The organism is Fibrella musci (assembly GCF_041321105.1).
In the GTDB taxonomy this organism is placed as follows: domain Bacteria; phylum Bacteroidota; class Bacteroidia; order Cytophagales; family Spirosomataceae; genus Fibrella; species Fibrella musci.
In genome coordinates, this window is sequence record NZ_JBGGWD010000003.1 from 25,396 (window position 1) to 48,252 (window position 22,857).

A 22,857-nucleotide genomic window follows, 5' to 3' on the forward strand; every position below is an offset into this window, starting at 1 on the left:
TACGTTCTAAGCTTTGCCGCCGTATTTTTTTTCGTAGAAGACCTGCGACTGGCTCACCCAATTGTCGCGCTCAATACGGCCGGGGAAAAACTCGATAATTTCGTTGACCTTGTCGATGTCTTCCTTCGTAAAGTTGGCTACCTGCCGGAAGGTGTAGATGCCCAGACTATGCAGTTTGCGTTCCAGAAACGGCCCAACCCCCACGATGTCTTTCAGATCGTCGGCGTCGGCAGCGGTAGCCCGGCCAATGCGGTCGAAGTTGATTTCGCTGGCCCGGGCAGCAATGCGATTCAGGACGGCATCTTCGCTGCTGCCCGTTGTTGGGGGCGGCACCACGGGGGCAACATTGGCCGTGGGTACGTCGGAAACGGCCACCACCGGCGCTATCTCAACCGGCACGTCGAGTACAGGGGCCGCCATGACGGGCACCACGGGTGGCGCCGTAATGGGATCGACCACCGGGATGGCCGCTGGCATATCGACCGGGGTTGGCGTGGGGCGAACGGTCTGTATCGGGGCGACGGGTTTGTTCACTTTGCGCCGACGGCAGTTCTCGAGTTCGCTCTCTTTCTGGGCGATGTCGGCCTGAAGGGCGTTGACCCGGCCATTCAGAACAAGGCGGCCCAATAGCCAGCCAATAAAAGCGGCCAACGACAGCAGCAGGAGAATCTCGGTAACGGCAACGGGGCGGCTAAACGGATCGAATCCAAACATGTTTCTTGTGCGGTTTAGGCGGTCTACATTCGTTTTTTACGCTCAAATTCTGCCGATTGGCCCACCCAATCGTCGCGCTCGATCCGACCGGGGAAGAACTCGATGATGTCGTTCACTTTATCGACGTCTTCTTTGGTGAAGTTGGCAATCTGCCGGAATGTGTAGATCCCGACGGCATGCAGTTTCTTTTCCAGAAACGGCCCCACGCCCACAATGTCTTTCAGATCATCGGCCTCGGCGGCAGAGGCAACACCAATGCGCCCAAAATCGAGCTCACCGGCCCGCGCTCGTACCCGGCTCAGTATCAGGGCCTCCTGATCGGTGGGGGCCACCGGCACGCGCTGGCAGTCGGCCAGTTCGCGTTCGGTGTTGGCCAGGTCACCTTCCAGTTGGGCAATCAGCCCCTTGCGGGATATATAGCCAATAATAAACCCGAGCGTGCCCGCCACAAACAGCATAATCCAGTGCTGAAGGGTCGCATCGGGTAGGTTTAAAGGGTTCATCTCAAACATAGCTGTACAAGAAAAGAGGTGATGGATGCGCTTATTGAACGACAACGGTTACGCGGCGGTTGGCTTTGCGGCCTTCCATAGTGGCGTTCGACTCTTTGGGTTCGGTTTCACCCTTGGCGGCTACTTCAATCTGAGCCGTTTTGATGCCTGCCTGGGTCAGCCGTTTTTTCACAGTATTGGCCCGCGCTTTCGACAGTTCCAGGTTAACCCCTTCCGGTCCCCGATCGTCGGTATGGCCGGTCAGCACCAGTTTTTTGTCGGAATGCTCTTTCAGGTACGTTTCGGCTTCTTTGAAGAACTTTTTAGTGTCGTCGGTCTGAATGTAGTTCGACTGCCCCAGTTTGAAATACAGGTCGATGGGTTCAAATACCGACGTAAACTTCTGGGCTTCGGCCAGCGCTTCTTCGGTTTTGGGTTTCTCTGCCTGTGTCGTATCGGCTTCCGCAGTCTCGACTTTCAGGGCATCAAACGCAAACGCCAGCCCCCCATAGAGCGAATCGCCCTGCGCGTTGTAGGGCATTTGACTGGTATCCGCCGCCTGCACACCCCGCGTTGCCAGTTGCGCGGCCGGTACACCGAGCGCCACCAGTTTGGCTTTGATACCCTCGGCCCGGGCTATACCCAGATTGCCAAAGGTGGTTGTGTTCTGCTCGTCGGCGTGGTAATAGCCCGTCAGGGTCAGCAACCGCCCCGGATTGGCTTTGAGATAATCGGCTACCGTTTGCAGGGTATTGCCCACAGCGGCGTCGTTGGCTACGGCACCTGATTTGGCAAAGCTGAAATTACCAGGTACGTTCCAGTTCAGTTTATCACCATCTACGACAATCAGCGACGGCATGACAGCCGATGCAGGAGAAGCAGGGGCGGTAGCACTGGGTGGAGCGTCGCCGCATAGCTGCTTGATCTTGCAGACGTGCCACCAGGTCGAACCGCCCATCCAGAGCAGAAGCAGGACAATCCAAGGGGTTTTGTTCGTGAACATAAGGGTGGTTAATTAGGGCCGGTGCCCCCGCCCGTCAGCACTAAACAAGGGTGCCAACGTATGACAGGAGGTTAGTCGGCCAAAAATAGGCCTGTTCCCCATAAATGCAACAAAGTCAGGGATTTTGCGGCCTCTGTACCTCTATTTTTTACTTGATATTACCTACCTAAATCGATGCATAAACAAAACGCCCCTTCGTGTGGAAGGGGCGTCGAAGCCGTTGGCAAGTATGGTTTCAGAAGGGCCGTTTACCGACCAACTTCGGTAAAATGTTCGCCAACCACTTCGTTGAAAATTACGTTAGCCAGGATCGCGGCCTGGGCCTGCGCCTGTGCTGGTTTGGCGCTGCTCTTCACCTGTACGTTCAGAATGTGGTTGTTCAGCAAGACGTGCATCACGCGGGCAGTAGGCTCCCAAACGGCCTTGTCGCCCAGCCCCGGATAGGCCAGAAAACGGCCTGTGCTGGCCGCTGGCGTTGTGAGTTTTGCGGCGGCGGCCGTCACCCGCGATGTGGTATTAGCCGTGTCGTTGGCTGCCGACGTGTCGCGCTTGGCGATGGAACCCGTAGCCGATTCGGCCGGTTGCTCAGCCGCCGTACCTTCTGGTTCGGGGCCGCTCAGGGCGGGTTTCTCGTCGGTCATTGCCATGGGCTGTTTTACGCCGGGCTGATACAGCTTATTGAATACATATTCGGCGTGATAAATCGACGGGTAGGGTTTCACCGAGCCAAACGAGACGGTTACCTGGTTGTTTTCCCAGCTAAACGTACAGCCGCGCGGCCCGTCTACTTTTTCCACTTCCGTAGTGGCACCCAGCTTGAAGGTGTTCCGAACAAACTCTTCAGCCAGGTAATTGCAGGGTTCGTCGTAGTTCGCGTCGTTGGAGAGCATGCGCACGCCAACAACCTCGCGGGCCAGTTTGGCATTGGCTGTTCCGCCAGCGTCATTGGCGTTATCCTGAGTACTGGGGCGGCACGAAGCCAGGGCCAATAGGGCCAGTGAAAGCGGGAGAATGGAGTTTTTCATAACATAACCTGTAACAGGGTTATCAACCCGATTCGGGCGTTTACTGTTTACAGTTTACTGCATGCGGCCTGCCCGACGCTTACCTTTGTGGGGCATGAACGCCGTAGACCATCTTCCACTTGCGCCGGGACAGCGCATCTATTTCGCATCGGATTTTCATCTGGGCGCGTTTCCTGTTGAGCACAGCCGGGAGCGCGAACAGGCAATCGTGCGTTGGCTCGACCAGATTCGGCCCGATGCCGCCGCCATTTTTCTGGTGGGCGACGTGTTTGATTTCTGGTTTGAATACAAACATGCCATCCCCAAGGGATTCATCCGGTTTCAGGGCAAGCTGGCCGAACTGGCCGACGCGGGCATCCCGATCACGCTGTTTACCGGCAACCACGATATGTGGATGAACCGTTATTTTACCGATGAGCTAGGCATTCCGGTGTTTCGGCAACCCCGCTCCTACCAGTTTGGCGACAAGCGGTTTCTGATCGGTCATGGCGACGGTCTCGGTCCCGGCGATCATGTCTATAAGCAGTTGAAGAAAGTATTTGAGAACCCGCTGGCCCGGCAGGCGTTCCGTTGGCTCCACCCCGATCTGGGCGTCGGACTGGCCCAGGCGTGGTCGCGCCGAAGCCGGGTGAGCAACAGCAAGAAAGGCGAGGAGCAGTTTCTGGGCGAAGAGCGTGAGTGGCTGTGGCATTATTGCCAGGCTGTTGAAAGCCAGCAACACCACGACTATTACATTTTTGGCCACCGCCACCTCCCGCTCGACCTGGCCGTGACACCCAGCAGCCGGTACATTAATCTCGGCGAATGGGTCAGTGCCCGCACCTACGGCGTTTTCGACGGCACCACCATGACACTAGAGCGTTTCTAGAACGGCAGCGATCGGGTCGGTCGCCATTCATCGCCGATTCTGACCGTTTCCGTATCTGTCGATAAACGGGTGTAAATCAAGACGGTATTTCGCTGGACTATCAAATCCAGCCAACTCATGACCACCCGTTTACTCAGCTTGCTGGCCCTGCTGGCAGTAGGCCTATCGACGCAGGCGCAGGCCCAGCGAAGCAGCCTCTCAGGTACGTTGCAAACAGCCGACCAGAAGCCCCTCGAGGGGGCCGTTGTGACGATGGTGCGCGCCGCCGATTCGACCTTTGTCAAAGCGGCTGTTACGGAAGCCAACGGTACGTTTGTGCTCACGGGACTGAAGCCAGGTACGTTCCGGCTGGCCATTAGCCATGTCGGTTACCAGCCGTATCGCAGTTCGCCAATCACCATCGACACGGCTCTGCGCCCGCAGACACTCCCGCCGATCACGCTCCGCACCGCCGACCAAACGCTGAACGAGGTGACGATCGTGGCGAAGAAACCGTTTGTCGAACAGCGCCTCGACCGGCTGGTTGTCAACCCCGACGCACTCATTACCAATGCCGGTACCAACCTGCTCGATGTGCTTGAAAAATCGCCCGGTATCCAGGTCGATGCCAATGGCGTAATCAGTTTGCGGGGCCGGTCGGGGGTAGTGGTCTTTATCGACGACAAACCAACGTACCTATCAGCCGACGATCTGGCCAATTACCTGCGTTCGCTGTCGTCGGGGGCGGTAGCCAGTATCGAAATCATGACCAACCCGCCCGCCCGGTACGACGCAGCCGGCAACGCGGGGGTGATCAATATCCGGCTGAAGAAAACGACGGTGAAAGGGCTGAACGGAGGCGCAAGCGTGGCCTACGGGCAGGGGCGTTACCTGCGCAGTAACAACAGCGCCAACCTGAACTACCGTGTCAACAAGGTCAATTTTTTTACCAACGGCAGTGTCAACACCAACCGCACCTATCAGGACCTGACCATCTGGCGGTCTTACTTTACGCCGACCCGTCAGTTACAGTCCAACTTCACGCAGAATTCGTATTTCAAGCGCGAGCAGAACAGCGCCAATCTGAAGGTCGGTGTCGATTGGTACGTATCGGATAAAACGACGCTGGGTGTGGTGCTGAGCGGTTTCCGCAACCGCAACCTGACGCCCATCACCAACAACGCGACCATCACCAGCCCTACCGATGCCGTAACGGGGCGCGTGGAGGCGCTGGCCAACCGCGATCTGATCCTGCGCAACGGCAGCGTCAACCTGAACTTCACCCACCGCTTCGACAGCACCGGACGCGAGTTGTCGGGCAACGTCGACCTGATTACGTATCGCTCCATGCTCAATCAGTCGTTGAGCAACACGATTTTTACGCCCGGCCAGCCCGTGGGGCAAAGCCTGCTGGAGTCGACTCTGCCGACCAACATCACGATTCAGACGGCCAAACTCGATTACACGCACCCACTCCGGGCGGGCGAACGGTTTGAAGCCGGTGCCAAACGCAGTCAGATCGAAACCAGCAACGTAGCCGAATTCTTCGATGTGGTCGACGGCAACCGACAGCCCAATTACACCTTCACCAACAGCTTTGCCTACCACGAAACCATCAATGCCGCCTATCTGAACTACGCCCTCAGTCAGGGACGGTTTTCGGTGCAGGCGGGTCTGCGGTTCGAGAACACGGCCATTCGGGGCGATCAAACCGGCAACATCACTCGCCGCGACTCGTCGTTTACACGTACCTACAACAGCCTGTTCCCGACGTTCTATGCCAATTACAAGCTCGACAAAGCAGGCAAGCACCTGATTAGCGTCAACTACGGGCGGCGCATCGACCGACCTGATTACCAGAGCCTAAACCCGTTTACGTACCCACTCGACCTGTTCACACTGTACGGCGGCAATCCGTTTCTCCGACCCACGTTTTCCAACAATCTGGAGCTGTACCACGCCTATAACAACAAGCTGACGACGGTGCTCCGCTACAGCCGCACACGCGATGTGGTAACGGAAACCATCGAACAGGGCGTCAACGCGCAGGGGAACAACATCTTCTATAGCCGACCCGGCAATATTGGTGAACTTACGAGCTACGGTGTGGCCGTAAACGGTAGTTTCCAGCCCGCGAAATGGTGGACGCTGCAACTGTATTCGGAAGTGACGCACAACGAATTTCAGGCCACGCTTTACAATCAGGTTCTCAATAATTCCGGCGCCTACTGGTACGTAGCACCGACCAACCTCTTCCAGTTGAGCAAGTCGTGGAGCGCTGAGGTGGCCGGCACCTATCAGACAAAAGTGTACACGGGGCAGTTTGTGCTCATTCCCGTGGGTAGTGTTCGGGTGGGAGCATCCAAGCGGTTGTGGGCCGAAAAAGGCACGCTCAAAATGTCGGTAAGCGATCTGTTCTACACCAATCAGCCCGGAGGCACCATCCTGAGCATCGCCAACTCAACCGCCCGCTGGTATAGCCTGCTCGACAGCCGCGTGGCGACGGTGGCGCTCTCCTACCGGTTCAACAACGGGAAAACGCTGGCCCCGCGCAAAACCGGCGGCGCCGAAGCCGAACAGGGCCGCGTGAAAAGTTAACCTAGCGCTTCAACGGCAAAAGCGGCGCTGGACCCGACGTAGGTACGTACCTGCGTTGGCCCAACGCCGCTTCGCTTTTCTGACGATGGCTATGAGTTCTGGCCTTCTTTCTTGCTTTCGCGGTTGGCCTGTTTGATGCTCTCGCCGATCATGTCCCACTGTTCGGGCGTGACCTGCTCCAGATGGCTAAACTCCCCGGCTGAGAGCACTTCGCCGCCGTCGATGGTGATGCATTCGCCCGTAACGTACCCAGAGAAATCCGAGAGCAGGTAAGCGGCCAGATTGGCCAGTTCCTGATGATCGCCCACGCGCTTCAGCGGAATCCGGCTGGTGGGGTCCATCAGTTTCATCAGCGGTTCGGGGAAGAGCCGCTCCCAGGCGCCTTTGGTCGGGAACGGACCCGGCGCAATGGCGTTGAGCCGGATGCCGTAGCGGCCCCACTCGGCAGCCAGCGATTTCATCATGATCAGCGCCCCGCCTTTGGCCACCGCCGACGGCACAACGTACCCAGATCCGGTGGTGGCGTAGGTGGTGGAGATGTTCAGCACCGTGCCTTTGATGCCTTTTTCGATCCAGTATTTGCCAACGGCCAACGTGAAGTAATACGTACCCCGCAGCACAATGTCGACCACCACGTCGAACGCCTTATACGATAGCCGTTCTGTTGGGCTGATAAAATTCCCGGCCGAATTGTTGAGCAACCCATCGATCTGCCCAAACTGCTCAACCGTCCTGGCGATTACGTTCTCGATCGCCATCGGGTCGCGCACATCGCAGGCCACCGCTAGGATTTGTCCCCCTCCTGCATGGTTACTCATTTCGGCGGTCAGCTCCGCAGCCGTTTGGTCGAGTACAGCCTGTCGGCGGCTACAGATCGTGACGTTGGCCCCTAGTTGCAAAAAGTAGCGGGTCATCGATTTACCCAGGCCCGTACCACCGCCTGTAACAATAATGGTTTTCCCTTTCAGCGCATCGTCGCGCAGCATGCCTGTCGTGTTCATGAATGTATGGGATATACTGAATGAATAATGTATGATGCACGATGTATAATGGCTTGCGTTGGCGTACCGCATTGTCCATTATACATCATTCATTGTACATTATTCATTCAATACCCTCTGCTAATTTTTTTGTTGAAGGCGGCCTTGCGGCGTTCGGCGGTGGCCTGCATCGCTTCCGAGAAGTCAGGCAGTTGTAGTTGCGATGAGTTCAGGTCGGCCACGTATTGCAGGCCCTCGTCAATGCCTTTGCCCAGTCCGTAGTTCAGCACGTTTTTGGCACCCTGTACGGCTGAGGCGGCGTTTTCAGCGATGGTTTGCGCCATCGTCTGCGCCTCACGGAAAAGTTGCTCCGGCGAATCAAACACGTGATTGACCAGCCCCGTGCGTAACGCAAACGCAGCGTCGTAGTCGGCAGCGGTGAAGGCCATTTCGCGCGTGATACCTTCGCCCACAATCCGGGGTAGCCATTGCAGCCCGCCAATGTCGGGCGTGATCGCCAGTTTAGCTTCGCGCAGGCTGAATTTGGCTTCAGTTGAACACAGCCGGATGTCGGCCGCCGAAATCAGGTTGAGTCCACCACCGATGCACCAGCCATGAACCGCCGCAATGAACGGCTTCGGCGACTCGTGAATTTTCTGGAAACCCGACTGCATCTGCCGGATCATGTCCACTATTTCCTGTCGACGATCGGTCTTCTGTTCAGGATCGCCGATCATAGCGGCCATGCGCGGCATCATCTGATTCAGATCGAGGCCATATGAGAAATGGTCGCCGCTACCGCGAATGACCACCACCCGAACCTCGTCCATTGCCGAAATGGCATCAACAGCACGGGGCAATTCCTCCCAAAATGCCGGGCCCATAGCGTTGCCTTTACCCGGTCCCAGCAGCGTGAGCGTCAGCACGCCTTCCGCTTGCTCCAGCGCGAGCGATTCGTATTTTTCTTCCACGGATACTCTTTTGGTTATGCGTTGATCGGTAAAATAAGGGGTTGTCCTGTCATTTTGTGTCTATTTTTTTGGACAAGACCCAGACCAAGCAACTAAACAGCCGCCCGGTCTGCACCCTACTGATCATAAAACGGGAAATCGTCGAGGAAGTTAATCGAAGCCGTTTGGTGGCACACCTGACAGCAGTAGTGTGTCAGGCCGTTGGTCACCACAATGTAGGGGGCCTGATGCACGTGGTTGTAGCGCGTTGCCTGATCGAAGACGGCCTGCGTCAGGTCAACATGCGAGGCTTTGCACTCCACCAGCAGATACGGTTTACCATCGCGCGAAAAAGCCAGCAAGTCGGTGCGTTTCTGGGTCGCGTTCAACGACAGCCCCCCCTCCGACCGGATCAGCGCCTTCGGGTACCGGTAGTGCACAACCAGCAAATTGATGACGTGCTGACGTACCCATTCTTCGGGCGTCAGCCGGACGTACTTACGGCGTAACAAATCGAAAACATAGGGTTTGCCGTCGATCTGCGTAAGTTTACAGTCAAATTCGGGCAGGTTCAGCGCGTCCATACACGAAGATACCCCCTGACTCCCACTTCATGAAAACCAAAGACGAAATCGTTCAGAATTGGCTCCCCCGTTATACGGGTACGCCCATCGAGCAGTTTGGTGAGTATATCCTGCTGACCAACTTTATCAACTACGTCGAGCTGTTTGCTCAGATGCACAACGTCGAGATTTACGGCATGGGCAGGGCGATGCAAACGGCAACGGCCAATAACATCACCATCATCAATTTCGGGATGGGTAGTGCCATGGCGGCTACTGTTATGGACTTGCTGGCGGCCGTTAGCCCCAAGGCCGTGCTCTTCTTGGGCAAATGTGGTGGCCTGAAACGACGTACCCAGCTCGGCGACCTGATCCTGCCCATTGCGGCCATTCGCGGCGAGGGGACGAGCAACGACTACATGCGACCCGAGATTCCGGCCCTGCCTTCGTTCCGGCTACAACGGGCCGTGTCGTCGATGATCAAACGCCACGAACTCGACTACTGGACCGGCACGGTGTACACCACCAACCGGCGCATCTGGGAGCACGATGAAGCTTTCAAGGAATACCTGCGCGAAACCCGGGCAATGGCGATCGACATGGAGACGGCCACCATTTTTTCGGTAGGCTTTGTCAACGCCATCCCACACGGGGCCTTGCTGCTGGTATCCGACAACCCCATGGTGCCCGAAGGCGTGAAAACCGAAGAAAGCGACAAGCGTGTGACGGCCAATTTCGTCGAGAAGCACCTGCAAATCGGCATCGACTCTCTCAACGAACTGGCCTCATCCGGTGAATCGGTAAAGCACTTGCGGTTCGAGTAAAAGAGTAGTTCACCACAGAACTACGGAGGGCACAAAGAGAAACAGTTAAGAGGCAACAGCTCCTTTTCTTCTCTTTGTGCCCTCCGTGGCTCTGTGGTGAACCCAATTAATTACAGAAGTCGCTGATCACCTTATAGGCGGGTGTATAACCCAGTTCACCCGCTTTCGACAGGTCGAGACAACCGCTGTTTTCATCGCCAAGCGCGTGCTTAATCACACCCCGGATGTAATAGGCCTCGGCATAGCGCGGATTCAGCTTGATGGCGCTGTTGCAATCCTGCACGGCACCTTTCTGATCGTTCTGCGCCGATTTGATCATGCCCCGCGTAAAATACGCTTCCGAATACGTCGGGTTCAACTCGATCGAGCGATTCAGGTCGGCGATGGCATTTCTCACGTCGCCCTGTTTATTACGGCTCACGGCGCGGCTAAAGTAAGCTTCTGAGCGTTCAGCCGACAGCTCGTTGATTTTGTTCTTCTCCTGCACAACGCCCCGCAATTCGTCCAGCTTGTCGTGGCTGATGCGACCCGTGTAAAACACCTTCGTTTCAACATTGCTGTTTTTCACCTCAATCGCCTGGTTAAAGTCGGCAATGGCCCCCTTCTGATCACCCAGTTTGCTGCGGCAAAAACCACGGCCGTAGTAGCCCCGGAAGCTGTTCGCATCGAGCGTAACGGCTTTGTCGTAATCGGCGTTGGCTCCCTTATAATCTTCCAACTTGCTTTTGGCATAGCCCCGGTTCAGCAACGACTCACTATCGTCGGGGTTCAGTTCGATGGCTTTATTGCAATCCGTAATTACACCCGCAAAGTCATTCAATTCCAGCCGCGAAGCCGCCCGGGACGCGTAGGCCTGCGCCCGCTTGGGGTTCAGTTCGATCAGCCGGGTGAAATCGGCCAGACTGCTGGTATATTCCGCCAGACGCTGCCGGGTAATGCCCCGCGCATAGAGAGCCGCCTGATTGTTGGGGTCCAGTTCGAGCGTGCGGGAGAAGTCCTGCAAGGCACCCCGGTTCTGATCCAACCGGCTGCGGCTAGCGCCCCGGTTGTAATACGCCTGCGGATCATCGGGATTGAGTTCAATGGCCCGGTTGAAGTCGAGCAGCGCCGAACGGTGGTCGTCCTGCTTGCTTTTACTAACCCCGCGACTCAGAAAGGCCAGGGCATCTTTGGGGTTCAGGTCAATGGCCCGGTCATAATCGAGCACGGCGCCCCGGTGGTCTTTCAGATTTGCCTTGGCTAAACCGCGGTTGTAATAGCTAGCCGAATTCTCGGGATTCATCGTAATCGCCATGCTGAACGCCTGCAAGGCACCCGTGAAATCACCCGAACGGCTTTTGGTCACGCCACTTTCAAAATAATCAACAGCCGTTTGCTGTGCCCAGCTTGGTAGCGACACACAAAGGAGCAAGCCCGCCACCAGCCTAGTAAAAATTTTCATGGGTTACAAGATCTTTGAGAAGAAGGTAGACTTTTATTAGTTAATGACCTCTAAAAGTACGCGTTACGACCGTGTTGCCCAAATGGTTCATGTATAATTTGGCGGGAAAACCCCGGGTAATTCTAAGTATAAGTAATCAGCAAATCCGTCTATCTTCTTTCTCCAGCGCCTATTCTGATCCAATTGACATACCCGACGCTGCCATTTTGACTCATATAATGACTAAAACACGAAAAACACAGCCATTTTGACAGTCAAACACAAATGGTATATGATTTGAATAAGGGAGGTTATCCTGCTTCTAAATGCAGTTAACCAACACAACTATGAACACCTTAGCTCGCGTAAACAATATGCCGACTTTGCTCGACACTTTTTTCGGTCCTTCATTGATGACTCGCCCTTACGTAACCCGCTACGCTCAGCCTACGCTGACTACGCCCGCCGTTAACGTAAAAGATACGGAAGCTGCCTATCAGATTGAAGTGGCTGCTCCGGGTGCTAAAAAAGAAGACTTCGGTTTGTCGCTGAACCAGAACGTTCTGACGATCAGCTTCAAGCACGAACAGAATACGGAAGAAACCAAGGACAATTACGTTCGCAAAGAGTTTGCGTTCCAGTCGTTCGAGCGGAGCTTCCGGTTGCCCAAAACGGTGAACGCCGAAGGCATCAAAGCCACCTATACCGATGGTATTCTGGCGGTTGAATTGCCCAAAATGGAAGAGCAGAAACCCGAGGTGAAGCAAATCACCATTGCCTAAGTACCCATCCGGCATCAGTTGCCGGATCTATTAACCAAGGCAACCGTCGACTGACGGTTGCCTTTTTTATTGCGGGTCGATGAGCCAGATCCGATCCTGCTCGGCGCCCTGTTCGGTCCATTCCACCAGCACCCGCTGCGTATCGAGCGTGTGCACCCGTTGGCCGATGTAATCGGGTGTAATGGGTAGGTCGCGGTTATATTGCCGGTCGATCAGGACCATCAGCTCTACTTTGGCGGGTCGTCCGAAGGCCGTCATGGCATCAAGCGCAGCGCGTACCATCCGACCCGTCGCCATCACGTCATCGACCAGAATCACCCGTTTGCCTTCCAGCAAAAAAGGCACGTGCGTTGTATTAGGCCGCAACGGTGAATCGCGGCGACGGAAATCATCGCGGTAAAAGGTCGCATCCAGATAACCCAGGGGTACGTCCTTCCCCAGCGTCCGGTTCAGTTCGCGCACTACCCGCTCAGCGAAGTAGATACCACGCGGTTGCAGGCCCAGCACCACAGAATTGGCAAAATCGGTGTGATTTTCAATCAGTTCCTGACTAAGGCGACTAATAACAATTTCGAGCAGTGGGCTGGCAAGTACAAGACGTTTCTGATTCATGCTTTAAAAGTAGAAATTTGCAGGGTAAATAAGACCAAGAGACCGCTAACCGTAACGTCCGCCGCCAGACGCAGGACGCTACGGTCAGCGCTTTTTTGACAAGCTGCTATGAAATTCCTGATTGTGGGCCTGGGCAACATCGGCCCCGAATATGCACTTACCCGGCACAATGCGGGCTTTATGGTTTTGGATCGGCTAGCTGCCCAGCATGGTTTTTCCTTTACCATGAACCGGCTGGCCTACACGGCCAAGTGGAGTTATAAGGGCAAGCAGTTGTTCCTGATTAAGCCCACCACGTTCATGAACCTCAGCGGCAAGGCGGTTTCCTATTACATGAAACAGGAAAACATTCCGCTGGAAAACGTACTCATCGTCACCGACGACAAAGACTTACCCTTCGGCAAGCTGCGCCTCAAACCCAAAGGCTCGCCCGGCGGGCACAACGGCCTGCGCCATATCGATGAGGTGTTGGGCACCCAACAATATGCCCGGCTTCGCTTCGGCATCGGCAATGATTTTGCCCGTGGCCGCCAGGTCGACTTTGTGTTGGGGGAGTTTCCTGAGCCTGAGTTAAGCGAACTTCCGGCGGTTTTGGACCGAGCTGGCGAAATGGCCGTGAGTTTTTGTACTATGGGCATACAGCAGACGATGAATAATTACAACCAATGATTGTACTTAATAAAGAACTTTCGATTTTCTTGAAAAAGTACAAACCACATGAACATTTTTAAATGACCCATATAATATTTTACCTTAACAGCTATTTTAGACAAAAAATAACTCTTTACCAGCCTGAACAGTAGCTTATTTCAGAACAATATTCTACTACGCACCTATTGGGATTTTGTAATTTTCAAACTTCGATAGATCTTTGTGTGTTCTTTAACCAAAAGGAAAATAGAACAATACAATGAAAACGCGTGTTATCTTTGCATCGTTGATTCTAGGATTAGGAATCACAGCATCGGCAAGCGCGGCTACCACCATTTTTGATGATAGCCCAGCTGCTAGCAAGGCGGCGGGAACGCTGCTAGTTAATGGTTCGGAAAAGTCGTTTGCGTCGTTTATCGAGCAGAAGGCCTACCGGATTACTCGTCAGCCGGAATGGCAAACGTACATGAACGTCGTGTCGATGTACAACCAGAATCCGGTATCGGTACTGAGCTTATCAGCTGCCGAGCGTGACAACTTTTTGAAAGCTTCGTCTAAGGTGACGGGTCAGTTGGCTAAGCTAACCGACGCAACCGCCACACAGTGGCTGGCCCAAGCGAACAATACCGTCCGGATACTTACTTATTTCTGGACAGTGAGCGCCGATCAGCCGCAACTGCCTGACAATGAGTAGTTAAAAATTCTACTGATTTAGTTGGGTTCTTGGAACAAGAAAGGGTTTAAGTTAGTTTTTCATGTAGAAAAGGTTAAGGGTTTAGGAATAGTCAGTAAAGAGCCAGGTCAATGATCTGGCTCTTTCTTTTTAACTGAACCCTTTCTATTTATTGCATAGGCAACTTCAGGTACGTTGCCGCAGGCAAACCAAACCAGCTAACCGGTACACACCGGCAACGTACCCAGCAATAAAAAAGGGATACAGCCAGGCTGTATCCCTTTTTTATTGGCTAGAACAACGTACCTAGGCTGCGGCTTCTTCCGTGATCTGGATCGACTGGATTTTATCGCCCTGTTTGATCTGATCAATTACGTCGATACCGTCCGTCACCTTGCCAAACACCGTGTGGTTCCGGTCGAGGTGGGCGGTATTCTGACGGTTGTGGCAGATGAAAAACTGCGAGCCACCCGTATTGCGGCCCCGATGCGCCATGCTCAGCACACCCCGGTCGTGGTATTGGTTGTCGCCGGTCAGTTCACAAGGAATGCTGTAGCCGGGGCCACCCGCGCCCGTACCGGTGGGGTCGCCGCCCTGAATCATGAAATTCGGAATGACGCGGTGAAACAACACGCCATCGTAAAAGCCCGACTTGGCTAGCTTAACAAAGTTGGCAACAGTACCAGGTGCATCTTTCTCGAAGAATTCGATGGTCATCGAGCCCCGGTCGGTGTTCATTATTGCTTTCATAGAAGGAAGTTTGACGTTTCGGGTTTAAGGTTTGACGTTGCTGACGCGGCATGTTCGTGTATCAGAAACATCAGACCTTAAACCCGAAACGTCAAACGAATTTTAGTTAAACAGTTTGTCCGTAGAGTTCTTCGCGTTGCTGTTTTACACGCGGGTCGGAGATGAACTCGTCGTAGGTCATAAGTTTGTCGAGCATACCGTTCGGGGCCAGCTCGATGATGCGGTTGGCAATCGTCTGCACAAACTGATGGTCATGCGACGAGAACAGCACTGGGCCTTTGAACTCGATCAGCCCCCGGTTTTCGGCTTCGATCGATTCGAGGTCAAGGTGGTTGGTTGGCTCGTCGAGCAGCAGGGCGTTGGCGCCCGACAGCATCATTTTCGACAGCATACAACGTACCTTCTCGCCCCCCGACAGTACCGTGGCTTTCTTTAGCGACTCTTCGCCCGAGAACAGCATACGGCCCAGGAAGCCACGAATGAAGCTCTCGTCTTTTTCAACCGAGAACTGACGCAGCCAATCGACCAGATTCAGGTCGACATCCTGGAAATAGGCATCGCGGCCTGTATCGTTGGGGAAGTACGAGTTCGTGATCGTAACGCCCCATTTGAACGTACCTGAGTCGGGCTGTTTCACACCCGCCAGAATATCGAGCAGGGCCGTAACGGCCAGGCTGTCGCGGCTGTACAGGAAGATTTTATCCTGCCGCCCCATCGAGAACGACACGTTTTCGAACAGCTTCTGCCCATCCTCGCCCGTATACGTCAGGTTTTCAACCGTCAGGATCTGATCGCCTGGTTCGCGTTCGGGTTTGAAGTGGATGTACGGGTACTTCCGCGACGACGGCTGAATATCGTCGATCGTGAGTTTTTCGAGCAACTTGGCCCGGCTTGTTGCCTGCTTCGACTTCGACGCGTTGGCCGAGAAGCGCCGGATAAATTCTTCCAGTTCTTTCCGCTTGTCTTCGACCTTCTTGTTCTGATCCTGACGCTGACGCAGGGCCAATTGGCTCGACTCGTACCAGAACGTGTAGTTACCGGCATACATCTTCACCTTCGCGAAGTCGATGTCCACGATGTGCGTACACACCTGATCGAGGAAGTGACGGTCGTGGGATACCACGATCACGGTGTTCTTGAAATTGGCCAGGAACCCTTCCAGCCAAATGCTTGATTCAACGTCGAGGTTGTTGGTCGGTTCGTCGAGCAGCAGAATGTCGGGGTCGCCAAACAAGGCCTGCGCCAACAGCACGCGCACCTTTTCGGAGGCGTTGAGGTCACCCATGAGCGTGTAGTGCAGGTCTTCGCGGATACCCAGTCCCGACAGCAATGAGGCGGCGTCTGACTCAGCGTCCCAGCCGTTCATCTCGGCAAATTCGGCTTCCAGCTCGGCCGCCCGTTCGCCGTCGGCGTCGGAGAAATCGGCTTTGGCATACAGCACGTCTTTCTCCTGCATGATGTCGTACAGGCGCTGATTGCCCATGATCACCGTTTGTAACACGGGGAATTCATCGAAGGCAAACTGATTCTGTTTCAGCACCGACATCCGCTCGCCGGTGCCAATGCTGACGTTGCCCGTCTGCGGTTCAATTTCGCCCGACAGGATTTTCAAAAAGGTTGATTTACCGGCTCCGTTGGCCCCGATCACGCCGTAGCAGTTGCCGGGGGCAAATTTTATGTTGACGTCGTCGAAGAGCACGCGCTTGCCGTAGCGCAGCGAGACGTTCGATACTGATACCATTCGTATACGTTGTGGCTGAATTCAGGCCGCAAAGGTACGAATTTTTACCGGGAAAGGGGAGTAACCCGCCCCCATTCAATCATGCTATAATCGGCCCAATCACTTAAACTGAAGTAGCTTCTTGATCAGGCGATGCACCTCTGTCCTAGGGTTGTGGTCAGCATAATCGGTACGATCACCAAATGATTCTGCTAGTCGTTCCGCCCGCTTGATGGCTTGTTCAATGTCCCCATGTTGCATCAACAGCGCGAACATCGCTTCGCTATTTTTCTGGTATTTATAAGGTTTACCCAGGCAGCGTGTCAACTCTCGTTCAATAACTTTCTGATACTGATTTCGACTCATGGCATGCTCAACAAGCTGGAAATGCAGAATATACCAAAGCTCAAATGCCTCATTGGTCCAGGCACAGTGCATACCTTTCTGCACAGCTTGTGTGATTGCAGCATTTATGTGCTGCTTCGGAAAGCTATCCCGATCAAAGACAACCCACACTTCGTCAATCGGCTGTGTCGAACCTGATTTTTTATGTTGCTCTAAAAGTCGTTCTGCTTCATCAATGACTGACAGCGTATTCTTACCCGTTCCGGCTGCTTTGAAATCGGCGACACGAACTACGTTTGGCGGCAGATCTTTCTTGATACCTTCAAAATAATTAGGTTCCGTTTTAGCCCCTTCGCAGACGATCAGGAAAAACTTTCGTATCGACTTAGTTGCTTTCCCACGTGGTGTTTCCTGCCTGGCGAATCGGCTCGTATTGATCGTAGATTTCCGAGCCATTACGAAAACAGTTTTGAGAAATCACCAATGTATGGAATCGCGCCATAACGACCCTGAATATAATCCTTCTCAAAGGACCGATCCTTCCTCACCGTCGAGCCGTCTTCTTCTTTGTAATCGACTAATGAATATAGGCTTGTCACCCCGTATTTATCTTTTTCCGTAAAATAAATCTGATCTCGCCTAAACTGTCCGTAACTCAGCAGATTGGTATCATGAGTGGCAAAAATAAGTTGACTCCCTTTAGGGTTAGTTTCAGGATCATTGAATAGGTTTACTATCTTACTTGTCAATAAAGGATGCATTTTGGCATCCAATTCATCTACGATTGCAAGGTATCCATCTAACAAGCATATTACTATATTTGACAATATATCTATAAACTTTTTTGTTCCCTCTGATTCATTATTGTGTAGATCAAATAATATACTACTTATCTTCACTTTATTGTTATCAAATTTCTCATGAACAGTTTCAATAGTTGACATAAAATCATCAAAGTCAATCCCATCAGGATTATTTTCAGATTGCCGTTCTATATCTACCTTGACTTTACTTTCAATTTTGTCTTTGGAAACCTTAAACTTCATTCCCTTAAATCCAAAATTAGAATACTGCATAATTTGTATAAATATTTTTTTATATTCTTCGATCTCTAAAAGTTTGGCTAGGAGTTTTCTGTAGTGTTCATGTTTGGTTCCGGACAAAGAAAAAATCATTGATATGTACATGATAATTTCAGTAGATTTTTCCCCGTTAAACTGGTCGCATATAGCTAGAAATAAAGCATTATCGCGGGTACGCCCTTCTAGCCCTTTACCTTCCTTGAAAGATGTACTTACTTCTATTGATTCGCCTTCACGAACGAATAAAGCTTTCTCTTTCAGCTTTCTCTGTTCGAATAGCCACTCAGCATGAACGCGCTCGGCGTCGGCTTCAAACCCATACCGGTAACGTACCCCGTCGAGCAGGAACAGCATTTCGAAGTAACTAGGGGCGTGTTCAGTTTCTGTGCTGAGCAAGAAGGGTTCGACTGGAATCGTAGCCGTGGACGATTGAGCAGCGGAGGTCGTGATGATCTGCCGCATGGTCGCCATTGCCTTCAGTACGTTTGATTTACCGCTGGCGTTGGCCCCATAAATCACCGCGGAGCGTAACAGTTTGTAACGCCCCGCGTCGATCAGGCGGTCCTGGTATTCCGTAATGGACGAGGCATCCATCCGTAACGTCTGCTTGTCTTTTATCGACAAGTAATTTCCTACACTAAACTCGATCAGCATAACTCCGCTCTTGATTGTGTGCAAGTAACGCAGAAGTACGCAAAATCGTCCGTTTATGAGAAATCTTCTCGCCAATAGACGATTTTAAGCCAATCTTCTATAATCGACCGGCTTTCAACTCGCGCACAGCATAATCGGCGGCGCGGGCGCTCATGGCCATGTAGGTAAGCGATGGGTTCTGGCAGGGCGATGAAGTCATACAGGCTCCGTCGGTATTGAACACGTTTTTGACTACATGATGCTGATTGTGCCCGTTGAAGACCGACGTTTTAGGATCACGCCCCATACGGGCCGTACCCATCTCATGGATGCTCAGGCCAGGGTGCGCAGGCGCATCAAACCCTTCGATGTTGGAAAAACCCGCTTTTTCGAGCATCAATAACGCCTGTTCCTGGGCGTCTTTCCGCATGAGGCGCTCGTTGTCGCGGTAATGCACATCCATTTTCAGCACGGGCTGCCCCCATTTGTCGTTGACCTCGTCGGTCAGGTACGTTCGGTTGTCGTAATACGGCATGCACTCACCGAACGCATCGAGTGTGATGGTCCAGGGGCCAAACTGAGTAGCTTTTGCTTTGAAATCGGCCCCAAATCCCTCGTCGCCGAAGCTGTGCTCCCAATTTTGCCGACCTGTATAGACCTCGAAGCCATAGCCCCGCTTGAATGCCTGTTTGTCGGCTCCTACGTTGCGGAAACGCGGAATGTACAACCCCGCCGGGTGCCGCCCGAAATAGGCTTTGTCGGCAGCATCATTCCAGACCGCCGACGCCCCCACATGGAAATGGTGATCCATGAGGTTGTGGCCTAGTTGCCCGCTATCGTCCATGCCGTTGGGAAACCGGTTCGATTTGGAGTTAAGAAGAATGAAGGTTGAGCCCAGTGCCGACGCGTTCAGGAAAATCAGCTTGGCTTTGAAGTCGATCCACTCGTTAGTCTGCGCGTCGATGACACGTACCCCGGTGGCCTTGCGGGTACGTTCGTCGTAAATGATCGAATTGACGATCGAATGCGGTCGCACCGTGAGTCGGCCTGTATTTCGAGCGGCGGGCAACGTAGCCGACTGCGTGCTGAAATAGGCGCCGAATGGGCAGCCCCGCATGCATAGATTCCGAAACTGGCATTTGGCCCGCCCCAGTGCCTGCTGCTCTTTGGTGGGGGCCGTGAGGTGAGCCGCCCGCGCTGAAATCACCTTCCGGTCCGAAAACTGGCTGTTGACCGATTGCCGGAAGTGCGCGTCGATGCAGGCGTCGGGCAAGGGCGGTTGAAACTGACCATCGGGCAGGTGGGGCAGCCCATCGCGGTTACCGGCGATCCCGGCAAAGCGCTCAACGTAATCATACCAGGGGGCCAGGTCTTTGTACCGAATGGGCCAGTCGACCGCAATCCCGTCACGCAGATTGGCTTCAAAATCGAGGTCGGAGAAGCGGAACGAATACCGCCCCCACATCAACGATTTACCCCCCACATGATAGCCCCGAATCCAGTCGAAGGGTTTTTCCTCGACGTATGGATTCTCCAGATCATTGACGAAATGGTGATGTGTCGACTCCGTAATGGTGAAGCCCGTGCGGTTTTGAACCGGATAATGTTTGAGCAGGTCGGCGGGCATCTGTCGATCCCGGTGCGGAAACTCCCAGGGCGTCATCGTCGCCGTGTGGTAATCTTTCACGTGCTCAATCATCCGCCCCCGCTCCAGCATCAGCACGCGCAATCCCTTCTGAGTCAACTCTTTTGCCGACCAGCCACCGCTGATCCCTGACCCGACAACAATGGCATCATACTGGACAAGTGGGTCGGCAATTGGCTGAGTGTGCATGGCTCGAACAGTTGGGGAACGGTGAATATGACCAAGAAAAGTCAAATTTATGAACGTCTATATGCTTACTTCATCAATACTCTGCCTATCTATGCTTATATTTTTGCATTGAATTTACATTGGCGTGTATCGCTGTTATGAAAAAAATTCTCTTCTTCACGCCACATGGTACACTGACCGGCTCGGAGGTACTCTTATGGAGTTTTTTAAAAAACTTTGATCGTCAGCAGTTGAAGGCAGCCCTTTACTGCGAACGTTCGGGCCCACTGTTGTCGTCTGTTCCTGCCGATATTGCCAGTTATACATCGCCCTTTCTGCAAGGTGGATTAAAAGGGTTGACCCACAAAGCCGTCCGGCAGATTGGCTTATATTCCAATGAGCAGGCTATCCTTAAGATGCACCGTCAGGTGCAGCCGGATTGCTGGTACCTCAATACCATCCTGATGTTTTACCTGATCCCGCTGGCTAAAAAGTTAGGGGTCAAAACGGTGGTGCACATTCACGAACTCAACTCCATCTATGAGGCCAGTTCGTATGAGGATATGGCCCTGGCCATGCAGCAGGCCGACCTGGTCATTGGCGTGACCGACAAGATCTGCAAACTGGCCCGGACTATGGGGGCCACCAACGTGGTCCGGCAGAAATGCCTTATCAATCCCAGTCGCGAACACGTCAGTCTAAACCGAGCCCATAAGCTACGAGCCAACCTCGGCTTAGCCCCCAACACGTTCGTCTGGCTGATGATCGGTACCCCTACGCACCGGAAAGGGTTCGATTTTCTGCCGACCATTGCCCGGCATTTTCAGCATCAGCCCTGCCATTTTATCTGGATGGGCTATACCCGCTATTCGGGGCTTACGTACCTGGTAGAGAAACAGTTGGCCGAACTTTCTAACGTAACGCTGCTGACACCGCAAACAACCGATTACCACAACTACATTCAGTTGTCGGATGGCTTTCTGCTTTGCTCTCGCGAAGACCCCTTCCCCCTTGTTATGATTGAGGCTGCCAGTCTGGCCAAGCCCATTGTGGCCTCCGAAGAAGTCGGTGCGGTTGAGTTTATTCAGCCGGGTATGGGCGAACTTGTGTCATTAAGCACCCCTCAGCATTTTATTGAGGCCATGCAGCGCGTTATGGATCACCCCGACGCCTATGATCAGGAACTGCTCATCAGCCAAAGCGACGGATACAGCGTCAACGCGCAGATTGGCCCATGGCAGGAAAAGATTCTGGCAAGCTGGTCAACGGCCCCTACCGCCACCAACACTGTAGCCTGCGAAGTGTAAGGGCCTCGGACTCTGACTTGGCGCTTCCGGCTGATGGACCTACTTTTGCGGTCATTTGTTGCTAGCTATGCCCAACGTCGCTCCCGACCTGTCGATTCTGATTGTCAATTACAAAACGCCCCATCTTATTGTCGACTGCCTGCGTTCGGTGTACGAACACACGCGTGACGTGCAGTTTGAGGTGCTGATTATCGACAACCAGTCGGAGGATAATAGTGAAGCGATTGTGCGGGCAACGTACCCAGCCGAACGGTTTCCAGCCATTCGCTGGTTTGACATGGGCTATAACGCCGGTTTCAGCCGGGCCAACAACTTAGGCATCGACAATGCCCGGGGGCGGCACATCCTGTTACTCAATTCCGACACGCTCCTGATCGATAACCTCATTGGACGAGCTGTGCGCATTCTTGATGAGCAGGCCGACGTAGCCGCAGTGGGGGCCATGCAGATCAACCGGGAGGGAAAGGTTCACGACCAGATGTACTGCTGGTTCAACGACCTGCTCCGATTTAGCTACATCGTTCCGCAAAAACTACAGGGCTGGCTCAAACGCCGCCTCCCCGACCCGCATTTCGACGATCCCAACCAGGTCGACTGGATTATCGGTGCTTTTCTGATGACCCGCCGGAGTACCATCGACAAAGCGGGTAAAATGGATGAAAACTTCTTCCTCTACGGTGAAGACGTGGAATGGAGTTACCGACTGGGCAAACAGGGGCGCATGCTGGTGCTGCGCGATGGCTTTTTCGTGCACCTGGAGTATGGCAGTTCGGAAAGCTACCAGGTACAGGAACTGAGTTATATCAACCGATTCAAGACGCAGCTACAACTTTCCAATCTACTTTGGATACGGAAACAGTATGGCGTTGGCTCGTTTTTGTTGTTGATGGCTCATTACTATACGCTCGTTCCGATTCTGTACATCTGGAAAATTAGCGTCAACCTGAAACAGCGCAAACCGCCTTTTAGTGAGTTAAGTAATCAAACAGCCTTTGCCAAACAGGTGGGGATCTTTTCACGCTTTTTCTGGAAGATTCTGTTCAACCGCCCCGGCTTTTACAAAGTGTAACGTCC

General features: G+C 53.5%; 22 protein-coding genes. 8 read left to right on the plus strand and 14 right to left on the minus strand.

Annotation, left to right across the window (positions count from 1 at the left end):
• Positions 1 to 6 precede the first annotated feature (6 nt).
• From ACAW74_RS10005 to ACAW74_RS10020, 4 genes are all read right to left on the minus strand, one after another.
• Positions 7 to 714, minus strand: coding sequence for a helix-hairpin-helix domain-containing protein (locus ACAW74_RS10005; RefSeq protein WP_370698055.1), 708 nt, complete (start codon positions 712 to 714; stop codon positions 7 to 9).
• A 23-nt stretch (positions 715 to 737) separates the two neighbouring features.
• Positions 738 to 1,226, minus strand: coding sequence for a helix-hairpin-helix domain-containing protein (locus ACAW74_RS10010; protein WP_370698056.1), 489 nt, complete (start codon positions 1,224 to 1,226; stop codon positions 738 to 740).
• Between the two features lie 31 nt (positions 1,227 to 1,257).
• Positions 1,258 to 2,208 carry an OmpA family protein gene (locus tag ACAW74_RS10015; RefSeq protein ID WP_370698057.1) on the minus strand — a complete coding sequence of 317 codons (951 nt, stop codon included), beginning with the start codon at positions 2,206 to 2,208 and terminating at the stop codon, positions 1,258 to 1,260.
• A 248-nt stretch (positions 2,209 to 2,456) separates the two neighbouring features.
• Complete coding sequence (locus ACAW74_RS10020) at positions 2,457 to 3,233, minus strand: hypothetical protein (RefSeq protein ID WP_370698058.1); 777 nt, start codon at positions 3,231 to 3,233, stop codon at positions 2,457 to 2,459.
• A 94-nt stretch (positions 3,234 to 3,327) separates the two neighbouring features.
• Between ACAW74_RS10020 and ACAW74_RS10025 the strand changes: the two genes are divergently transcribed.
• On the plus strand, positions 3,328 to 4,101 hold the full coding sequence (locus ACAW74_RS10025; RefSeq protein WP_370698059.1) for a UDP-2,3-diacylglucosamine diphosphatase: 774 nt from the start codon (positions 3,328 to 3,330) through the stop codon (positions 4,099 to 4,101).
• 117 nt (positions 4,102 to 4,218) lie between these two features.
• The gene (locus ACAW74_RS10030) at positions 4,219 to 6,678 is read left to right on the plus strand and encodes an outer membrane beta-barrel protein (RefSeq protein ID WP_370698060.1); all 2,460 of its coding nucleotides are present in this window, start codon (positions 4,219 to 4,221) and stop codon (positions 6,676 to 6,678) included.
• 89 nt (positions 6,679 to 6,767) lie between these two features.
• Here ACAW74_RS10030 and ACAW74_RS10035 read toward each other — a convergent pair whose 3' ends face one another.
• The 3 genes from ACAW74_RS10035 to ACAW74_RS10045 form a co-directional block, all read right to left on the minus strand.
• The gene (locus ACAW74_RS10035; protein WP_370698061.1) at positions 6,768 to 7,679 is read right to left on the minus strand and encodes an SDR family oxidoreductase; all 912 of its coding nucleotides are present in this window, start codon (positions 7,677 to 7,679) and stop codon (positions 6,768 to 6,770) included.
• A gap of 107 nt (positions 7,680 to 7,786) precedes the next feature.
• The gene (locus tag ACAW74_RS10040) at positions 7,787 to 8,629 is read right to left on the minus strand and encodes an enoyl-CoA hydratase-related protein (protein ID WP_370698062.1); all 843 of its coding nucleotides are present in this window, start codon (positions 8,627 to 8,629) and stop codon (positions 7,787 to 7,789) included.
• A gap of 116 nt (positions 8,630 to 8,745) precedes the next feature.
• Positions 8,746 to 9,192, minus strand: a complete 447-nt coding sequence (locus ACAW74_RS10045) for a type I restriction enzyme HsdR N-terminal domain-containing protein (RefSeq protein ID WP_370698063.1) — start codon at positions 9,190 to 9,192, stop codon at positions 8,746 to 8,748.
• A gap of 29 nt (positions 9,193 to 9,221) precedes the next feature.
• On the opposite strand from ACAW74_RS10045, the gene ACAW74_RS10050 reads away from it, so the two are divergent.
• Positions 9,222 to 9,995 carry an AMP nucleosidase gene (locus ACAW74_RS10050; RefSeq protein WP_370698064.1) on the plus strand — a complete coding sequence of 258 codons (774 nt, stop codon included), beginning with the start codon at positions 9,222 to 9,224 and terminating at the stop codon, positions 9,993 to 9,995.
• Between the two features lie 106 nt (positions 9,996 to 10,101).
• On the opposite strand, the gene ACAW74_RS10055 is transcribed toward ACAW74_RS10050, so the two are convergent.
• The gene (locus ACAW74_RS10055; RefSeq protein WP_370698065.1) at positions 10,102 to 11,436 is read right to left on the minus strand and encodes a tetratricopeptide repeat protein; all 1,335 of its coding nucleotides are present in this window, start codon (positions 11,434 to 11,436) and stop codon (positions 10,102 to 10,104) included.
• 326 nt (positions 11,437 to 11,762) lie between these two features.
• On the opposite strand from ACAW74_RS10055, the gene ACAW74_RS10060 reads away from it, so the two are divergent.
• The gene (locus tag ACAW74_RS10060; RefSeq protein WP_370698066.1) at positions 11,763 to 12,197 is read left to right on the plus strand and encodes an Hsp20/alpha crystallin family protein; all 435 of its coding nucleotides are present in this window, start codon (positions 11,763 to 11,765) and stop codon (positions 12,195 to 12,197) included.
• A gap of 66 nt (positions 12,198 to 12,263) precedes the next feature.
• On the opposite strand, the gene pyrR is transcribed toward ACAW74_RS10060, so the two are convergent.
• Positions 12,264 to 12,809 (minus strand): bifunctional pyr operon transcriptional regulator/uracil phosphoribosyltransferase PyrR, encoded by a 546-nt coding sequence (gene pyrR, locus ACAW74_RS10065; RefSeq protein WP_370698067.1) that lies wholly within the window; start codon positions 12,807 to 12,809, stop codon positions 12,264 to 12,266.
• Between the two features lie 108 nt (positions 12,810 to 12,917).
• On the opposite strand from pyrR, the gene pth reads away from it, so the two are divergent.
• Both pth and ACAW74_RS10075 read left to right on the plus strand, forming a co-directional pair.
• Entirely contained in the window at positions 12,918 to 13,478 is a 561-nt protein-coding gene (gene pth, locus ACAW74_RS10070; RefSeq protein ID WP_370698068.1) for an aminoacyl-tRNA hydrolase, read from the plus strand.
• Positions 13,479 to 13,719: 241 nt separating this feature from the next.
• Positions 13,720 to 14,154 (plus strand): hypothetical protein, encoded by a 435-nt coding sequence (locus ACAW74_RS10075; protein ID WP_370698069.1) that lies wholly within the window; start codon positions 13,720 to 13,722, stop codon positions 14,152 to 14,154.
• A 285-nt stretch (positions 14,155 to 14,439) separates the two neighbouring features.
• On the opposite strand, the gene ACAW74_RS10080 is transcribed toward ACAW74_RS10075, so the two are convergent.
• From ACAW74_RS10080 to ACAW74_RS10100, 5 genes are all read right to left on the minus strand, one after another.
• Entirely contained in the window at positions 14,440 to 14,883 is a 444-nt protein-coding gene (locus ACAW74_RS10080; RefSeq protein ID WP_370698070.1) for a peptidylprolyl isomerase, read from the minus strand.
• Between the two features lie 106 nt (positions 14,884 to 14,989).
• Positions 14,990 to 16,624: an ABC-F family ATP-binding cassette domain-containing protein gene (locus ACAW74_RS10085; protein WP_370698071.1), complete on the minus strand. Its 1,635-nt coding sequence runs from the start codon at positions 16,622 to 16,624 to the stop codon at positions 14,990 to 14,992.
• Between the two features lie 99 nt (positions 16,625 to 16,723).
• A complete protein-coding gene (locus tag ACAW74_RS10090; RefSeq protein WP_370698072.1) occupies positions 16,724 to 17,404 on the minus strand; it encodes an RloB family protein in 681 nt (226 codons plus the stop codon).
• On the minus strand, positions 17,404 to 18,684 hold the full coding sequence (locus tag ACAW74_RS10095; protein ID WP_370698073.1) for an AAA family ATPase: 1,281 nt from the start codon (positions 18,682 to 18,684) through the stop codon (positions 17,404 to 17,406). Before ACAW74_RS10095 ends, ACAW74_RS10090 begins: the two co-directional genes overlap by 1 nt.
• 97 nt (positions 18,685 to 18,781) lie before the next feature.
• Positions 18,782 to 20,497, minus strand: a complete 1,716-nt coding sequence (locus ACAW74_RS10100; RefSeq protein WP_370698074.1) for a GMC oxidoreductase — start codon at positions 20,495 to 20,497, stop codon at positions 18,782 to 18,784.
• Positions 20,498 to 20,634: 137 nt separating this feature from the next.
• Between ACAW74_RS10100 and ACAW74_RS10105 the strand changes: the two genes are divergently transcribed.
• Together ACAW74_RS10105 and ACAW74_RS10110 are read left to right on the plus strand one after the other, a co-directional pair.
• Positions 20,635 to 21,783 (plus strand): glycosyltransferase, encoded by a 1,149-nt coding sequence (locus tag ACAW74_RS10105; RefSeq protein ID WP_370698075.1) that lies wholly within the window; start codon positions 20,635 to 20,637, stop codon positions 21,781 to 21,783.
• Positions 21,784 to 21,850: 67 nt separating this feature from the next.
• A complete protein-coding gene (locus ACAW74_RS10110; protein WP_370698076.1) occupies positions 21,851 to 22,852 on the plus strand; it encodes a glycosyltransferase family 2 protein in 1,002 nt (333 codons plus the stop codon).
• Positions 22,853 to 22,857: the final 5 nt, after the last annotated feature.